Source organism: Protofrankia sp. CiP1_Cm_nod2 (assembly GCF_920664355.1).
In the GTDB taxonomy this organism is placed as follows: Bacteria; Actinomycetota; Actinomycetes; order Frankiales; family Frankiaceae; genus Protofrankia.
Genome location: NZ_CAKKTL010000001.1, coordinates 32,646 through 47,404, shown reverse-complemented (window position 1 = coordinate 47,404; position 14,759 = coordinate 32,646). Strand labels below are relative to the sequence as shown.

13 protein-coding genes and 1 riboswitch are annotated in these 14,759 nt (G+C 71.2%); of the genes, 6 read left to right on the top strand and 7 right to left on the bottom strand.

Annotated elements, in window-relative coordinates; all coding sequences use genetic code 11:
* Positions 1-175 precede the first annotated feature (175 nt).
* Complete coding sequence (gene tkt / locus NBW84_RS00200) at positions 176-2,272, top strand: transketolase (RefSeq protein ID WP_250280506.1); 2,097 nt, start codon at positions 176-178, stop codon at positions 2,270-2,272.
* A gap of 324 nt (positions 2,273-2,596) precedes the next feature.
* Positions 2,597-3,034, top strand: coding sequence for a cold-shock protein (locus NBW84_RS00195; RefSeq protein ID WP_250280503.1), 438 nt, complete (start codon positions 2,597-2,599; stop codon positions 3,032-3,034).
* Between the two features lie 549 nt (positions 3,035-3,583).
* A riboswitch (cyclic di-AMP (ydaO/yuaA leader) is annotated at positions 3,584-3,749 on the top strand.
* 73 nt (positions 3,750-3,822) lie between these two features.
* Here NBW84_RS00195 and NBW84_RS00190 read toward each other — a convergent pair.
* Positions 3,823-4,137 carry a hypothetical protein gene (locus tag NBW84_RS00190; RefSeq protein ID WP_250280502.1) on the bottom strand — a complete coding sequence of 105 codons (315 nt, stop codon included), beginning with the start codon at positions 4,135-4,137 and terminating at the stop codon, positions 3,823-3,825.
* Between NBW84_RS00190 and NBW84_RS00185 the strand changes: the two genes are divergently transcribed.
* Positions 4,118-4,492, top strand: a complete 375-nt coding sequence (locus NBW84_RS00185) for a C40 family peptidase (protein WP_445548386.1) — start codon at positions 4,118-4,120, stop codon at positions 4,490-4,492. The genes NBW84_RS00190 and NBW84_RS00185 overlap by 20 nt on opposite strands.
* A 397-nt stretch (positions 4,493-4,889) precedes the next feature.
* Positions 4,890-5,678: a peptidoglycan-binding protein gene (locus tag NBW84_RS00180; RefSeq protein ID WP_250280500.1), complete on the top strand. Its 789-nt coding sequence runs from the start codon at positions 4,890-4,892 to the stop codon at positions 5,676-5,678.
* Positions 5,679-5,976: 298 nt separating this feature from the next.
* On the opposite strand, the gene NBW84_RS00175 is transcribed toward NBW84_RS00180, so the two are convergent.
* Positions 5,977-6,936: a trypsin-like peptidase domain-containing protein gene (locus NBW84_RS00175; protein WP_250280497.1), complete on the bottom strand. Its 960-nt coding sequence runs from the start codon at positions 6,934-6,936 to the stop codon at positions 5,977-5,979.
* A 332-nt stretch (positions 6,937-7,268) separates the two neighbouring features.
* On the opposite strand from NBW84_RS00175, the gene NBW84_RS00170 reads away from it, so the two are divergent.
* Together NBW84_RS00170 and NBW84_RS00165 are read left to right on the top strand one after the other, a co-directional pair.
* Positions 7,269-7,613 (top strand): metallopeptidase family protein, encoded by a 345-nt coding sequence (locus NBW84_RS00170; RefSeq protein WP_250280495.1) that lies wholly within the window; start codon positions 7,269-7,271, stop codon positions 7,611-7,613.
* Between the two features lie 442 nt (positions 7,614-8,055).
* Positions 8,056-8,904: a DUF4394 domain-containing protein gene (locus tag NBW84_RS00165; protein ID WP_250280493.1), complete on the top strand. Its 849-nt coding sequence runs from the start codon at positions 8,056-8,058 to the stop codon at positions 8,902-8,904.
* Between the two features lie 302 nt (positions 8,905-9,206).
* Here the strand turns inward: NBW84_RS00165 and NBW84_RS00160 are convergent, their stop codons facing one another.
* From NBW84_RS00160 to NBW84_RS00140, 5 genes are all read right to left on the bottom strand, one after another.
* Positions 9,207-9,515 (bottom strand): DUF1876 domain-containing protein, encoded by a 309-nt coding sequence (locus NBW84_RS00160; protein ID WP_250280490.1) that lies wholly within the window; start codon positions 9,513-9,515, stop codon positions 9,207-9,209.
* 257 nt (positions 9,516-9,772) lie between these two features.
* Complete coding sequence (locus NBW84_RS00155) at positions 9,773-12,265, bottom strand: heavy metal translocating P-type ATPase (RefSeq protein WP_250280488.1); 2,493 nt, start codon at positions 12,263-12,265, stop codon at positions 9,773-9,775.
* A gap of 163 nt (positions 12,266-12,428) precedes the next feature.
* A complete protein-coding gene (locus NBW84_RS00150) occupies positions 12,429-12,665 on the bottom strand; it encodes a heavy-metal-associated domain-containing protein (protein ID WP_250280485.1) in 237 nt (78 codons plus the stop codon).
* A 193-nt stretch (positions 12,666-12,858) separates the two neighbouring features.
* Entirely contained in the window at positions 12,859-13,149 is a 291-nt protein-coding gene (locus NBW84_RS00145) for a metal-sensitive transcriptional regulator (RefSeq protein ID WP_250280484.1), read from the bottom strand.
* Between the two features lie 156 nt (positions 13,150-13,305).
* Entirely contained in the window at positions 13,306-14,730 is a 1,425-nt protein-coding gene (locus NBW84_RS00140; protein WP_250280481.1) for a DUF234 domain-containing protein, read from the bottom strand.
* Positions 14,731-14,759 lie beyond the last annotated feature (29 nt).

Here is a 14,759-nt window from a genome sequence, read left to right as displayed (position 1 = left end):
GTTCTCTCCTGACATCGGAGCCGGGAAACGAGAGCGCGGGAGCAAGGCCACAGCGGCGCCCGCACGGCCCCGACGCCCACCGGAGATCCGTCACCGCTGGATACGATCTAGGGCGTGGACCCGCAAGCGCCTGCGACGGACGTTGTGGGCGTCCTATCCGACACAAAGGATGTACATGACGCCCACCGAACAGCCGGCCATCACCGACACGGACGATCTGTGCGTCGCGACGATCCGCACACTGTGTATGGACGCGGTGCAGGCCGCGAACTCCGGGCACCCGGGCACCCCGATGGCCATGGCACCGGTGACCTACACGCTGTGGCAGGAGTTCCTGCGCTTCGACCCCGACGATCCCTCCTGGCCGAACCGGGACAGGTTCGTGCTGTCGGCGGGGCACGCGTCGGCGTTGCTGTACGCGATGCTGCACCTGGCCGGTGTCCGGGCGGTCGGCCCCACCTATGAGACGCCCGGCGGGCCGGCGGTCACCCTCGACGACATCAGACGCTTCCGCCAGCTGGACGGGAAGTGCCCCGGCCACCCGGAGTACCGCTGGACGTCCGGGGTGGAGGCGACCACCGGGCCGCTGGGCACGGGCGCGGCGACGGCGGTGGGCATGGCCATCGCCGGGCGCTGGCTGGCGGCGCGCTTCAACCGGCCCGGCTTCGACGTGTTCGACCACGACGTGTACGCGCTGTGCGGTGACGGCGACCTGATGGAGGGGGTCGCGGCCGAGGCGGCGTCGCTGGCCGGCCACCTGGGGCTGGCCAACCTGTGCTGGATCTACGACAACAACCACATCAGCATCGAGGGCGGCACCGACCTGGCGTTCACCGAGGACGTGGCCACCCGGTTCATCGCCTACGGCTGGAACGTCACCCGGGTCGGTGACGCCAACGACCGCACGGCCCTGGGCCGCGCCTTCGAGACGTTCCGCCGCGAGCCGCACCGCCCGACCCTGATCATCGTCGACAGCCAGATCGCCTTCGGCGCCCCGACCAAGCAGGGCACCGCCGCCGCGCACGGGGAGCCGCTGGGGGAGGAGGAGATCCGGGCGACGAAGCGGTTCTACAACTGGCCGCCGGAGGCCCGCTTCCTCGTCCCCGACGGGGTGTACGAGCACTTCGCCGCCGGTGTCGGCAAGCGGGGCCGGGCCGAGCGGGACAGCTGGCTGGCCCTGCTCGGCCGCTACCGGGAGGCACATCCCGATCTCGCCGGCCAGCTCGACCTGCTGTGGGGCGGGCAGCTGCCCGACGGCTGGGACGCCGACATCCCCGTCTTCCCCGCCGACGGCAAGGGCCTGGCCACCCGGGACTCCTCCGGGAAGGTCCTCAACGCCGTCGCTGCCCGGGTGCCCTGGCTGGTCGGCGGCTCCGCCGATCTCGCCCCGTCGACGAAGACCCGGCTGACCGTCGACGGCGCCGGGGACTTCCAGGCCGCCAGCCCGGGTGGGCGCAACCTGCACTTCGGCGTCCGCGAGCACGCGTCGGCCGCGGTGGCCAACGGGCTGTCCCTGTCCGGGCTGCGGCCGCTGTGGTCGACCTTTCTGATCTTCTCCGACTTCGCCCGCGGCGCCCTGCGGCTGTCCGCGCTGATGGAGCTGCCGGTCATCCACGTGTTCACCCATGACTCCATCGGGGTCGGGGAGGACGGGCCGACGCACCAGCCGGTCGAGCAGCTCGCCTCGCTGCGGGCCGTCCCCGGCCTGCTGGTGATCCGCCCCTGTGACGCGGGCGAGGTCGCGCAGGCGTGGCGGGTGGTGATGGGCCTGGAGCAGGAGCCGGCCGCGCTCGTCCTGAGCCGGCAGGCGCTGCCGACGCTGGACCGGGCCCGCTACGCCGACGCCGCCGGGCTCGCCCGCGGCGGCTACGTGCTGGCCGACCCCGCCGACGGCGACCCCGAGGTGATCCTGATCGGTACCGGCAGCGAGGTGCACCTGGCCCTGGCCGCCCATGAGGAGCTGGCCGCGCAGGGGGTGCGCGCCCGGGTGGTCAGCCTGCCGTCCTGGGAGCTGTTCGAGCGGCAGCCCGCGCGGTACCGCGAGCAGGTGCTGCCGCCGGCGGTCCGCGCGCGGGTCGTGGTCGAGCAGGCCGCCACGCTCGGCTGGGAACGGTACGCCGGCCCGGACGGGGTGATCATCGGGATGCGGACCTTCGGCGCGTCCGCCCCGCTGCGGGACCTGCAGACCAGATTCGGTTTCACCCCGCGGGCGGTGGTCGACGCCGCCAGGCAGAGCCTGGCCGCCGTCCACGCCGCCGGTGACCCGGCGTAGACCGTAAGGACACGGATCCGCGGCTTGTGACCATGACGTCGACGGCCGGCTGGCCCCCGGGGCGCTTCCGGGGGCCGGCCGGCCGGTCAGCTGGTCAGCTGGTCGGCCGTTCCGCCCCGGTGTATCCGCGCTCGTTCCCCATCGGCCGCTGTCGGTCGTTCCGCGCTCCGGGTGTCGGGCTTGACCTGGGTAGGCGTACCTGAGACGGTGAGCAGGTCCTGCGGTCGCGCGAGCGGTCCTGGGGCTTGGTTGTACACAGGTTCGTCTGGTGTGCAGTTCACTTGGTACAGGGCTGGTTGGCACAGAGGTTGTACAGGGGCAGATGTGGTGGGTACTGGTAGAATTCTGCGTTTCGACGGGGTTCGCGGCTACGGTTTCATAGCGCCCGATGCCGGTGGCGACGACGTTTTCATGCACGCAAACGATCTTCAGGACGAGAAGCACCTGTTCCAGCCCGGAACGCTGGTGGAGTTCGAGGCGGAGGAGAGTGACAGGGGCCCGAAGGCCTCGGTCGTCCGTCTGATCCGCCGGGCTCCGGCCCGTCCGGCGCCCGTGTATCCGGTGGTCTCCCCAGGTGTGGTCAACGGGCGTTCGAGCGCCGACGACGACGACATGTGCGACGTCCTCACCGTCGGGGAGTTCCGGCATCTGCTGACCGAGACGCTCATCGAATCGGTGCCGACCCTGACCGGCGGCCAGATAAGCCAGATACGGCAGCGACTGACCACCCTCGCGCAGGCGCGCGGCTGGGTCGAGTCCTGACCGACGCCGCTCCGCCCGGGGCCCTGCCTGGCCCGGGGCGGACCGGCGGCCCCGCTGGTGCCCGGGCGTCACTGATGCCCGGACGCTGCGCCGTCCGCGCTGGCCATGCCGCCGGCCGCGGCGTGCGCACGTCCGGGTTCGTGGCGTTGCTTCGGCGGTCCGTGGGCCCACCCGGGCGATCCACTGCGCCCGACAGCGCAAACGCTGTTTCGGGCAGTGCAAATGCTGTGCCCGACAGTGCAAATGCTGTGCCCGACAGCGAAACACAACGGTGGAAAAAATGTTGTTGCCGGTCCGCATCGGCCGTTTCACGATACGCGCTGGTTAACCATGGGAGCGGTGTGTAGCGCCATCACGCTGCGGCCAGCTCGTACCGTCCCGGCAGCCATCCTGGGACGGCCCGCGTAAATGATGCGTACGGTGAGTGTTGTGCGCCGACATGCCGAGAAAACCGCCGCTTGCGGTTACCAAAAGTAGTTCGCTACGTTGGCCGGGCTCTCAACGGCACCGGACCGCACGCCGAGTTCTGTCCACGGTCCGGTGTCTTCCGACTAGCGATCGCCAGGACAGAAGCGGGGGACCCACCTTTCCGCCGGACGTCGCCACCACGGTGGCCGTCCTTGGGGTGAAGTCGGCCGCGCAGGTATCCGCGCGTCGACCGGGCTTCCCGGCCCGAACCCGACAGCTAACCTCGCAGGCGTATGGGAAGGATCATCGTTGCCTGCACACCAGGTGAATTCAGGTCCGGCTGCCGTAGGTCATCCCAGTCCCAGTTCCAGGCGCGGTCGTCATCGCGCGCCCACGACCCGCTCCGCCCTCGGCCGGATATCGGCACGTACCGCGGTTGCCGCCGCGGCCACCGGTACCGTCGCCCTCTCCGGGCTGGCCGCACCGGCCCTGGCGAACGACCGTGGCGCGGGCACGGGCGGGACGGGGTGGACCGACGCCGCCACGGCCGGCACGACCACCGCGGCCGGCACGACCGCTGCCCGGCCCGCTACCTTCACGATCACCCCGGCCGTCTGGTCGGCGGCCTCGTCGCCGGCCGCCGCCGCGGGCGTGCGCACGCTGTCGGCGCAGCCGGTGAGTTTCTCGACGTCCACCAGTGGTTTCGGGGCGAAACTCGTCTATCTGGCGTCGAAGCAGGCCGGAAAGCCGTACGTGTGGGGTGCCGAGGGGCCCCGGGCGTTCGACTGCTCCGGCCTCGTCCAGTACATCTACAAGCAGCTCGGCCGCAGCGTCCCGCGGACGGCCAACGCGCAGTACAACGCCTCCCAGAAGATATCGAAGAATGCCCGGCAGCCCGGTGACCTCATTTTCTTCGGCCGGCCGGGCGGCATCCACCACGTAGGGATCTACGCCGGGAACGGGATGATGTGGGCCGCCCCGCACACCGGGGCCGTGGTCCGGCTCCAGAAGGTCTACACCGGCAGCCATCTGGTCGGCCGTATCAGGTGACCCGCCCGCCCGGGCCGGGCTGGCGGCCACGGGGTGTTCGGGTGCCCCGGGCGGACAGCGCGGGCAACAGCCGGCGGCCGCCGCGAAAATTTCTCCCGGCCACTGCCGGGTAACTGTTCCTGGAGCCCCGGGCAGGTCCGGCGCGGGTCCCGCGCCGGATATCCAGAAAATTCCGGCCGGAGCGCACGGTGCTTCTCCCGGAGCGCTCCGGAAATGACCGGGAAATTTTCTGGACGAATGCGGTCGACGGCCTGCGCCCCGGTCTGCCCGACGTGTTCCAGTCGATCAGGCGCGCTGGGAAGAGCAAACCGTCGGCTGCTCGAAGGAAATGCTGTCCTGGCGCCGCCAGTGAATTTGACGAGCCATTTCGACGATACTTTTGGATGAGAAACTGATCATGTCCAGGGGAAGACACAGAAAACCCGGCCGGTGCAACGGCGCGGCATTGGTGGGCACCGTCGGGCTCATCGGGACGACGGCCGGAATGATGCTGACCGCGGCCCCGGCCAGCGCGGCCGGGCCGTCCGGGCCCGCCGTCGTCGCCGACACGGCCATCGCCCGTGTCGCCGCGAACGCGGGGCTGCCCAGCTGCCGAGGGGTGCCGCTGGGCACCTGGGTGGCGGTGGCGCTCGCGGAGTCCGGTGGCAACGCCAGGGCGCGTAACGCGCACGGTGAGGACTCCCGCGGGCTCTGGCAGATCAACGCGCGGGTCCACACGGGCTGGCTGGCGGGCCGGAACCTGTACGACCCGGCCACCAACGCGTGGGCGGCGAAGAAGGTGTGCGACAGTCAGGGCGTGCGTGCCTGGAGCGCCTACACCAACGGTTCCTACCGCCGTCATCTGGCGCGGGGGAACGCCGCCGCGGCAGCGGCGAAAGCCAGCCCGGCGAGCATGTCGACAACGCGGTCGAGCGCCCCTGTCCCGCCCGTCAGCGGGATCAGCTACATCACCCGGAACTGTTCGCTGCCAGCGTCCACGGCAACCGTGAGAAACGGCAGCAAAATGCGTACCGAGGTGGCCGCGGTACAGCGGCGGCTGACCGGTATCGGATATCCTCTCACCGTCGACGGGATATTCGGCCCGCAGACCACCAGGGTGGTCAAGGAATACCAGCGGCGGCACGGCCTCGCGGCCGACGGAACAGTCGGCGCCCGCACCTACGCCCAGCTGTTCCCGTGCGGCTGACGGCTGGGTGCCACTGACGGCCCTGGGTGCCTCCCCCTCCCTCGGGCACCCGGGGCGCCACCGTCCGCGGGCGGCCACCGTCCCCGCCTGGGCGGGCCGGTGGCCGGCGGCCGCCCGCGGACGTTCGCCCACCAGGCCGCGACCGGCGTGAGTCTGTTGTCGTGTATGTTCATGTTTTCTGGCCGTATCAGCGCATTCTGGCTGTATTGGCGCATGCTGGCAGCATCAGTACATTCTGGCTGTATAGGCGCATTTTTGCCATATCGGCGTACACCGCGACAAACTCGTGCCGATCTTCTCAGGTGAGTGCCAGTTCCTGCGGGACGACGATGACGTCGACGAGCGCGCCGCGCCGCCACACCGTCAGTTCGAGCGGGCGGCCGATGGTGTCCTCCGTCATCAGCCGTTGCAGATCCCCCGGGGTGGCGACCGGCTGCCCGGCGACGGAGAGCACCAGGTCGTCGGCGAACAGGCCGGCGCGACCGGCCGGGCTGCCCGCGACGACCTCGGCCAGCCGCACCCCGTGCCGCCGGCCGGACCGCTCGGCCAGGTGTGGCGGCAGCGGTGCCCGGGTGCTGGCGACCCCCAGGTAGGCGCGCCGTACCCGGCCGTCGCGCATGAGCGCGGCGAGGATGCGGCGGGTGGTGGCGTTGACCGGGACGGCGAGCCCGAGCCCGATCCCGGCGACGGCGGTGTTCACCCCGACGACGTGGCAGTCGGCGGTGACCAGCGCGCCGCCGGAATTGCCCGGGTTGAGCGCGGCGTCCGTCTGGATCACTTCGTCGATGACGCGGACGGTGGCGCCGGCCCGGGTGGGCAGGGAGCGGCCGAGTGCGCTGACGACCCCCGCGGTGACGCTGCCGGTCAGGCCCAGCGGGCTGCCCACCGCGACGACGAGCTGACCGACGGAGAGCGTGTCGGCGTCGCCGAGCGCCGCCGGGGCCGGCGTGCCGCTACGGGCCCGCAGCACCGCGAGGTCGGAGAGCGGATCGGCGCCGATCACGTCCACTTCGCTGTGGGTGCCGTCGGCGAACTCGGCCATGCCCGCCGCGCCGCCGCCGGTCTGCCGTCCCGCGCGCCTCGGTCCGCTGTCGACGACGTGGGCGGAGGTGAGCAGGAAGCCGTCATCGGTGAAGACCACGGCGGATCCGGCTCCCTCGCCACGCGGCGTCCGTACCCGCAGGCTCGCGACAGCGGGGGAGACGGTGGCGGCGACTCGGGTGACGACCTGTGAGTAGGCATCGAGCGGATCCTGCATCCCGGCCTCCTGTCCCGCTTACATAATTACATCATGAGAAGCAGTGGACGCCGGACAATGTTCCCCGGGCGTCCGCCGGACGTCCTCCTGGACGTCCCCCTGGAGCGCCGGTCAGGTAGCGCGGAGCCCATCCACGACCACCCGCACAGGCCATGATCCAGAAGAGTTTGTCGTTGTGTACGCTTTTTGGCCGTAAAAGCGTACACAACGACAAAATTACGCCGATCTTCTCCGGCGGCCGACGTCCATCCAGGCCTGTTCATTCCCCGTGCCGGTGCCCGGCGGTATGGCGGCGCCGCGCCGGGACGGCGTCTGAAGGTAGGTTCACCGACGTGGTCGAGGTGTCCAGGCAGCGCTTCGAGGCCCTGGTGGCCGAGGCGCTGGACAGCCTGCCACCGCAGCTCGGCCGTCAGATGTCCAACATCGCGGTCGTTGTCGAGGACGAGCCGCCGTCGCCGGGGCTGCTGGGGCTCTACGAGGAGGTACCGCTGACGCAGCGGGGCGACTGGTACAGCGGGGTGCTGCCGGACCGGATCACGATCTACCGGCGGTCGATCTGCGACCTGGGCCGGACCGAGGAACAGGTCGTCGGGCAGGTACGGGTGACCGTCATCCACGAGGTGGCCCATCACTTCGGCATCGACGACGGGCGGCTCGCCGAGCTCGGCTGGGGATAGGACCCGCCGGCGGCCACCGCGGCCCCACCATCCGTCGGCGTGCCATCCGTCGGCGTGCCATCCGTCGGCGTGCCATCCGTCGGCGTGTCGTGCGGTGCGTCCCGGCCGGGCGGCAGGGCCAGCGTCGAGCCACGGCCGGTGTAGCCGTCGCTGCCGTCTGGAACGGCGTGGCCGCTGTGCCGTCGTGTGTCGCTGTGTCGCTGTGTCGCTGTGTGGTCGTGTGCCGCTGTGCCTGTTGCCCCGCTCCGGGCGAAGTCGCCGTTTGTAGCGTCCTTGTTGGCAGATAGTTGACTTGTGGTTGCTCTACGTGTCTACTTCATGTCGTGGCCAGTCAGCTACGGAAAGTCGTCGTCTGGCCATCTCGTCGCTGTTGAGGCGACGTGTCCCGCAGCGCCGCGCCGGTACGCGAGCTGCCGGTGCATGAGCTAGCCAAGGAGCAACTGTGCGTAGAAAGCTGAAAGCGGCCTTCGCCACCGCCGTGTTGGCAGGCACCCTGGGGACCGTGCCGCTGCTGGCCGGGCAGGCCACCGCCGCCAGCCCGGCCGGGACGGACGGCAGGACGCCCAACCTGCAGGCGGTCGGCCTGACCAGCGATGGCGGCAGGCTGGTCCCGTTCTCCACCCGGTCCCCGCAGCGCGCGGGGGCGGGGGTGCCCGTCACCGGGCTCATCGGCCAGGACACCTCGCTCATCGGGATCGACTACCGGCCCCAGGACGGGCTGCTCTACGGCGTGGGCAACGGTGGCGGCGTCTACACGCTGAACACCACCACCGGAGTGGCCACCGGAGTGTCCCACCTGGGTGGCCCGCCGTCCGGTTTCACCTCCTTCGGCGTCGACTTCGACCCTGTCGACGGCCTGCTGCGCGTCGTCAGTGACTCGGGGCTGAACCTGCACCACGATGTCGTCACCCATGTGACGACCACGGACACCCCGTTGTCCGCCCTCGGTGCCACCGCCGTCGCCTACACCAACAACGACAGCGACCCGGCGACCGGCACCACGCTGTTCACCATCGACACCAACCTCAACCAGCTGGCGATCCAGGCGCCGCCGAACAGTGGCACCCTCACCACGGTCGGCGCACTCGGCGTGGACCCGGCTCTCAACGCCGGTCTCGACATCTACAGCACGGTCTCCGGGGGCACCTCCGTCGACGCCGCCGGGTTCGCGGCGCTGTCGGTCGCCGGTCAGTACGGCCTCTACTCGGTCAACCTGCTCACCGGGCACGTCAGCCTGATCGGGCAGTTCCCGGCCGGGACCGCGGTCTCCGACCTGGCCGTGAAGCCGTAACGACAGTCCTCGTTCACGGCTCTTCCCCGTTCGCGGCCCGTTCGCGGCCCCCGGTCGATCACGGACCGGGGGCCGCGTCGTCTCCCCGCCCAGCGGCCCCGTCCCAGCGCCCGGTCATGAGAACGAGTAGGCATACGGCTGCCGGAGCGGCCGGCTGTCCCTCGTTCCCGTGATCTGATGCGTTGAACTACTGCCGCATCGCTGTGGTCAACGCTGTTGACGGCATTGCCGCAACGATTTGATCTTCAGGGCGGCCTCGCGGCCGGACGGGGATTGACCGCGGGGCCGCGGCTCGGCCGCCGTCAGGGGCGGATGCCCTGGTGGTGCTGCGGCATGCGCAGGCGGGCCGTCTGGTGGGTGACCGCCTCGATGTCGCCGGCCGCGGCGTCGAGCAGCTGATACGCCAGCTCGGACAGTGCGCGGGAGACCGCGACCTCGTCGCCGATTTCGGGAATCTCGGTGTCGGCGGGATGCCGCCGCGCGTGCCCGACACCCCGCAGCCCGCGTCCGGCGTCCGCACGCGGCCCCGTGTGCAGGGCCGCCTCCGCGCGGGTGTGGCCGTCGTCCTCGATCAGGAACACGTCGACCGTCCATCGCTTGGTACGGGTCATGACCGGTCGCCACCTTTCTCAACAGATCTCGCCTCGGCGGATCCTGCGGAGAGCTCGTCAGCGGGCCCCGGGCCACCAGCGGTACACAGCGGACATCACCGTGTCGCCTGGTTGGTCCTTCGGACCGTGTCGCCTGGTTGGTCCGTCCGGCTCGGCTTCTCCCAGCCTGACACGGCTCGACAGCTGCCGCGAACGGCCTTCCACGTCAGATTGTGATCATTTCTTCACGCTGGCGGTGTCTCGGTGGTATCACCGCCTCACGCGGGCGAGGCGGCGTCGCGGCCGGTGGGGCGGAAGCGGCGCAGCCGCAGCGAGCTGGAGACGACGAACACGGAGCTCAGCACCATGGCCGCGCCGGCGATCATGGGGTTGAGCAGGCCGGCGGCGGCCAGTGGAAGGGCGACGACGTTGTAGGCGAAGGCCCAGAACAGGTTGCCCTTGATGGTGGCCAGGGTGCGCCGGGACAGCCGGACGGCGTCCACGGCCGCGCCGAGATCCCCGCGGACGAGGGTGATGTCGGCTGCCTCGATCGCGGCGTCCGTCCCGGTCCCCACGGCCAGGCCCAGATCGGCGCGGGCGAGCGCGGCGGCGTCGTTGACCCCGTCCCCGATCATCGCGACGACCCGGCCCCGCGCCTGCAGCCGGGCGACGACGTCGACCTTGTCCGTGGGCAGTGCCTCGGCGATCACCTCGTCGATGCCGGCCTGCGCGGCAACCGCGTGGGCGGCCCGGGCGTTGTCGCCGGTGAGCAGGACCGGTGCCAGGCCGAGGCCGCGCAGCCGGCGGACCGCGTCCGCGCTGCCGGGCCGGAGCGTGTCGGCGACGACGAGCACCGCGCGGGCGGCACCGTCCCAGCCGGCGAACACCGGCGTGCGGCCGTCCCGTTCGGCGGCCCGGGCCGCCTGTTCGAGATCGTCGGGGATGCGCATCGACCACTCGTCGAGCAGGCGACGACGACCAGTGACGATCTTCTGGCCGTCCACCGTCCCCCGCACGCCGAACCCGTCGATGCTGGTGAAGTCCTCGACGTCCGGCAGCTCGCCGAGCCGTTCCCGCGCGCCGTGGGCGATCGCCCGCGCGATCGGGTGCCCGCTGGCCGCCTCGACCGCGCCAACCAGCCGCAGCACCTCGTCGACGCCGGCGCCCGCGCCGCCGGTACCACCGCCGGTGCCACTGCCGGTGCCACTGCCGGTGCCGGTGCCGGTGGCGTCGGATGTGACGACCGTCAGCAGGCTCATCCGCCCGGTGGTCAGTGTCCCGGTCTTGTCCAGGACGACGGTGTCCACCCGCCGGGTCGATTCCAGCACCTCCGGCCCTTTGATCAGGATGCCGAGCTGGGCGCCACGGCCGCTGCCGACGAGCAGTGCGGTGGGGGTCGCCAGGCCGAGCGCGCACGGGCAGGCGACGATCAGCACGGCCACCGCGGCCGTGAACGCCGCCGTCGGCCCCTCGCCGAGCGCGAGCCACACCGCGAGGGTGACGGCCGCGAGGCCGATCACGACCGGGACGAACACGGCCGACACCCGGTCGGCGAGCCGCTGGACCGCGGCCTTCCCGCTCTGCGCCTCGACGACCAGTTTCGCGATCCGCGCGAGCTGGGTGTCCGCGCCCACCCGCGTCGCCCGGACCACCAGCCGGCCGTCGGTGTTCACGGTGGCGCCGGTGACCGCGTCACCCACGCCGGCCTCGACCGGCACCGACTCACCGGTGAGCATGCTCGCGTCCACCGCGCAACGGCCCTGCTCCACGACCCCGTCGGTGGCGATCTTCTCGCCTGGGCGCACCACGAAGCGGTCGCCCACGGCCAGCTGCTCCACGCCGATCCGCCGCTCCTGACCGTCGCGCAGGACCGTCACGTCCCTGGCGCCGAGCTCGAGCAGTGCCCGCAGCGCGGCGCCGGCCCGCCGCTTGGCGCGTGCCTCGAAGGAGCGGCCGGTGAGGATGAGCGTCGTCACCACGGCGGCGACCTCGAGGTAGACGCTGTCCGCGCCGCCGCCCCGGTCGGCGGCTGACGCGGCGGGCATGACCATGCCAGTCATGCCCTGCGTCCCCACGTGACCGAAGAACAGGGCGTACAGCGACCAGCCGAACGCCGCGAGCGTGCCGATGGAGACCAGTGTGTCCATGGTCGCCGCGCCGTGGCGCAGGTTCGCCCACGCCGCCCGGTGGAACGGCAGGCCGCCCCACAGCACGACCGGGGCCGCCAGCGCCAGCGACAGCCACTGCCAGTTGTCGAACTGCAACGCCGGCACCATGGCGAGCAGCAGCACCGGCAGGCTCAGCACACCGGAGACGATCAGTCGTAGCCGCCGCGGGCCGACGCGCCTCCCCCGCTCCGTCGCGGGGTCCGCCGCCGCGGCGGCCCGGCCCGCTTCCGCGCCTCCTTCTCCTTCCTGTTCCTGGCCCGCGGCCCGCCGCGCCTCGTCCGGCCGGACGGTTCGCGGCGGACGGCCCGGCCCGCCGCCCCCGGCCGGAGGCGCCGGGAGGAGGCGCATCGCCTGTGCCGCCCGTGGTGGCTGGGCGCGGTAGCCGATCCGCTGTACCTCGGTGACCAGGTCGGCCGGGGTGAGCCGGTCCGGGTAGACGACGTGCGCGCGCTCGGTGGCGTAGTTGACGGTGGCGGTCACACCCTCGAGCCGGTTGAGCCGCTTCTCGATGCGCGCCGCGCAGGACGCGCAGGTCATCCCGCTGATCGACAGATCGATCTCGTGGACGCCCGAGGGCGGCACGGCATCCGCGGTCACGCTCATCGCGCTCGTTCCTCCGTTCCCGCTCGGCCGGCGCGCCCTGCCGAGGTGCCTCGGTGCTGTGGCGTGCCCGCCTCGATGCTGCCGGCCGATGCCGCTGGTTCTCGCCGGCTGGTTCTCGCCGGCCGGCTTCTTCCTGGCCGGCCGGCCCTGCCGCCGATCGGCTCTACTGGCGGCTGGCGCTGGCGCTGGCGTTGGGGCTGGCGAGTTCGTAGCCGGCATCGTCCACGGCGGCCCGGACAGTGGTCTCCGCCAGCGGCTGTTCGCTGATCACCGTTACCGCGCCGCTGTCCAGGTCCACCCGGACGTCGCTGACGCCCGGGATCCGGCCGATCTCGGTACTCACCGCGCCGACACAGTGCGAGCAGTTCATGCCGACAACGGTGTAGGTGGTCGTGGTCACAGTTGGTCCTTCCGGAAGGCATGATCGACTGCGGGGTGCGCCTGGCGTCGTCGGTGGTGCACAGCCACGTCCCTTCCGTGGCCCGTGCCGCCTTTCGCCGTCCACGCCCGGGGTTTGCCGGACGCGGGGACGAGCGCCGGGCGCGGTGGAAGCGTGATCATGTCGTTGGGTGTCGTCGTGTTGTTGTGGGCGCTCAGGAGCGGAGCAGGCGGGCGATCGCGTCCGAGGCCTCCCGTACCTTCTGGTCGGCCTCCTCGCCGCCGGCTGCCGCCGCCTGCACGAGGCAGTGCGCCATGTGCGCGTCGAGCAGACCGAGCGCGACCGAGCGTAGCGCTTTCGTCGCCGCCGAGACCTGCGTCAGGATGTCGATGCAGTACTCCTCCTGCTCGACCATCCGTTGCAGGCCGCGGATCTGGCCCTCGATGCGCCGCAGCCGCTTGAGGTAGTCGTCCTTGTCCCCGATGTAGCCGTGGCCCGCGCTCATCCGCACCTCCACCCACTCATACCCTCCAGGGGTATCTACAGCGGTAGCGACTCTATACCCATAGGGGGTATCGGTAAAGGCGTGGCGGCCGTGTCGCGCCGAGGACAAGATAGTCAACGATGTTGACGGCATCCCGCCGGTTTTTTACTCCGTGTATCAGGGACGCCACGCCGCGAGCAGATCCTCGGGGCCGAGAGTGAGAATCCCGTCCATCGTCGTCGCGGCGCGGGTCACCGCGAGCAGCGGGGTCGAGTCGTCGGCGCCGGGCAGCCGGGAGCGATGGGCGACGAGCTGGGCCAGATCGTGCGGGTCGAACGCGCGGTTGTTCAGCCACTTGATGGAGCCGACCAGGGTGACGCGCCTGGCGACCGGTGCCCGGTCCGCGCCGACGATGTCGATCTCGGGGTTGTTGGTCCGGGTCCAGTAGCCGCCGATGACGTTCGTCCCGTCCGGCAGCGGCCCGGGAGGCAGACGCCGCAGCGACTCCCTGATAACCGGCTCGATCGCGCGGCCGCGCCAGGTGCTCCAGGACGACGCGATCCTGGCACGGACCAGGTCGCCACGACCACGTTCGATCTCGGCGAGATTGGGGCCGAGAAAGGTCAGCCAGAATCGCAGATACGGGTCGGCGACCACATACCGGGTTTCTCGGGATGGCTGGGTCGACAGCGGGACCATGGCCTCGACCAGGCGTTTCGTGGTCAGCAACCGAAGCGCCCGGCTCAGCGAGCCGGCCGGGATCCCACCCGCGGCCCGTCCGATCAGTGAATAGGTCCGTTCGCCGGAGCCGATCGCGCCGAGAATGTCGCGGGCCTGCGCCTCGACCGGGAATTCGGCGGCGAGCGCCCGCTCGGCACTCACCAGCAGCGCCGAGGTCGGATCCGCGAGAGCCTCGCTCAGATAGCCGTCGACCGGGACGCCGGCCGGCCACTCGTCCAGGATCAGCGGCAGCCCGCCGGTGATCAGATAGGCGTCGAAGGCGTCGGCGGGCGGGAGACCGAGCATGTCGGCGACATCGGCCGGGTTGAGCGGCGGGATCACCATCTCGGTGGCGCGCTGGTGGAACGGCCGGCCGTAGCTGTTCAGCGCCTCCATCATCGCCAGGTCCGAGCCGATGCACAGCAGCAGCACCGGCCGGTGGGACAGTTCGCGGTCGAACAGCTTCTGCAGCGTGCCTTCAAAACCCGCGTCATTAGTGATCAAATATGGCATTTCGTCAAGAATCACGACGCATACCCGGTCCGTCGGGAGCGCGTCGGCGAGCAGGTGCAGTGCCGCGTCCCAGGACCGGGGCTGTTGATCGTGAAAGGTGTCCGCGCGCGGCAGGGTGGAGCCGCGGACCGCTTCGGTGAACAGCCGCAGATCCGTCGCGGTGTCGGGCTGGGCGGAGGCGGTGAAGAACACGTACGGGACCCCCGCGCGCGCGACGAACTCCTCGGCAAGCCGTGACTTCCCGACGCGGCGTCGTCCCCGCATCAGAACCGCCCGGCCCGGACGACCGGCCCGCCCCCCGGATTCGACCCGTTGCAGTATCCGGCCCAGCGCCGCGAGCTCTCGATCACGCCCGATGAACCCGGTCACACACATCCCCTCGGTAGACGCTCATCCAA

Bases quoted from the DNA above. Each gene is read 5' to 3' on its own strand.
- tkt (WP_250280506.1), top strand. From the start codon at position 176: ATGACGCCCACCGAACAGCCGGCCATCACCGACACGGACGATCTGTGC.
- NBW84_RS00180 (WP_250280500.1), top strand. From the start codon at position 4,890: ATGTCCAGGGGAAGACACAGAAAACCCGGCCGGTGCAACGGCGCGGCA.
- NBW84_RS00175 (WP_250280497.1), bottom strand. From the start codon at position 6,936: ATGCAGGATCCGCTCGATGCCTACTCACAGGTCGTCACCCGAGTCGCC.
- NBW84_RS00160 (WP_250280490.1), bottom strand. From the start codon at position 9,515: ATGACCCGTACCAAGCGATGGACGGTCGACGTGTTCCTGATCGAGGAC.
- NBW84_RS00155 (WP_250280488.1), bottom strand. From the start codon at position 12,265: ATGAGCGTGACCGCGGATGCCGTGCCGCCCTCGGGCGTCCACGAGATC.
- NBW84_RS00145 (WP_250280484.1), bottom strand. From the start codon at position 13,149: ATGAGCGCGGGCCACGGCTACATCGGGGACAAGGACGACTACCTCAAG.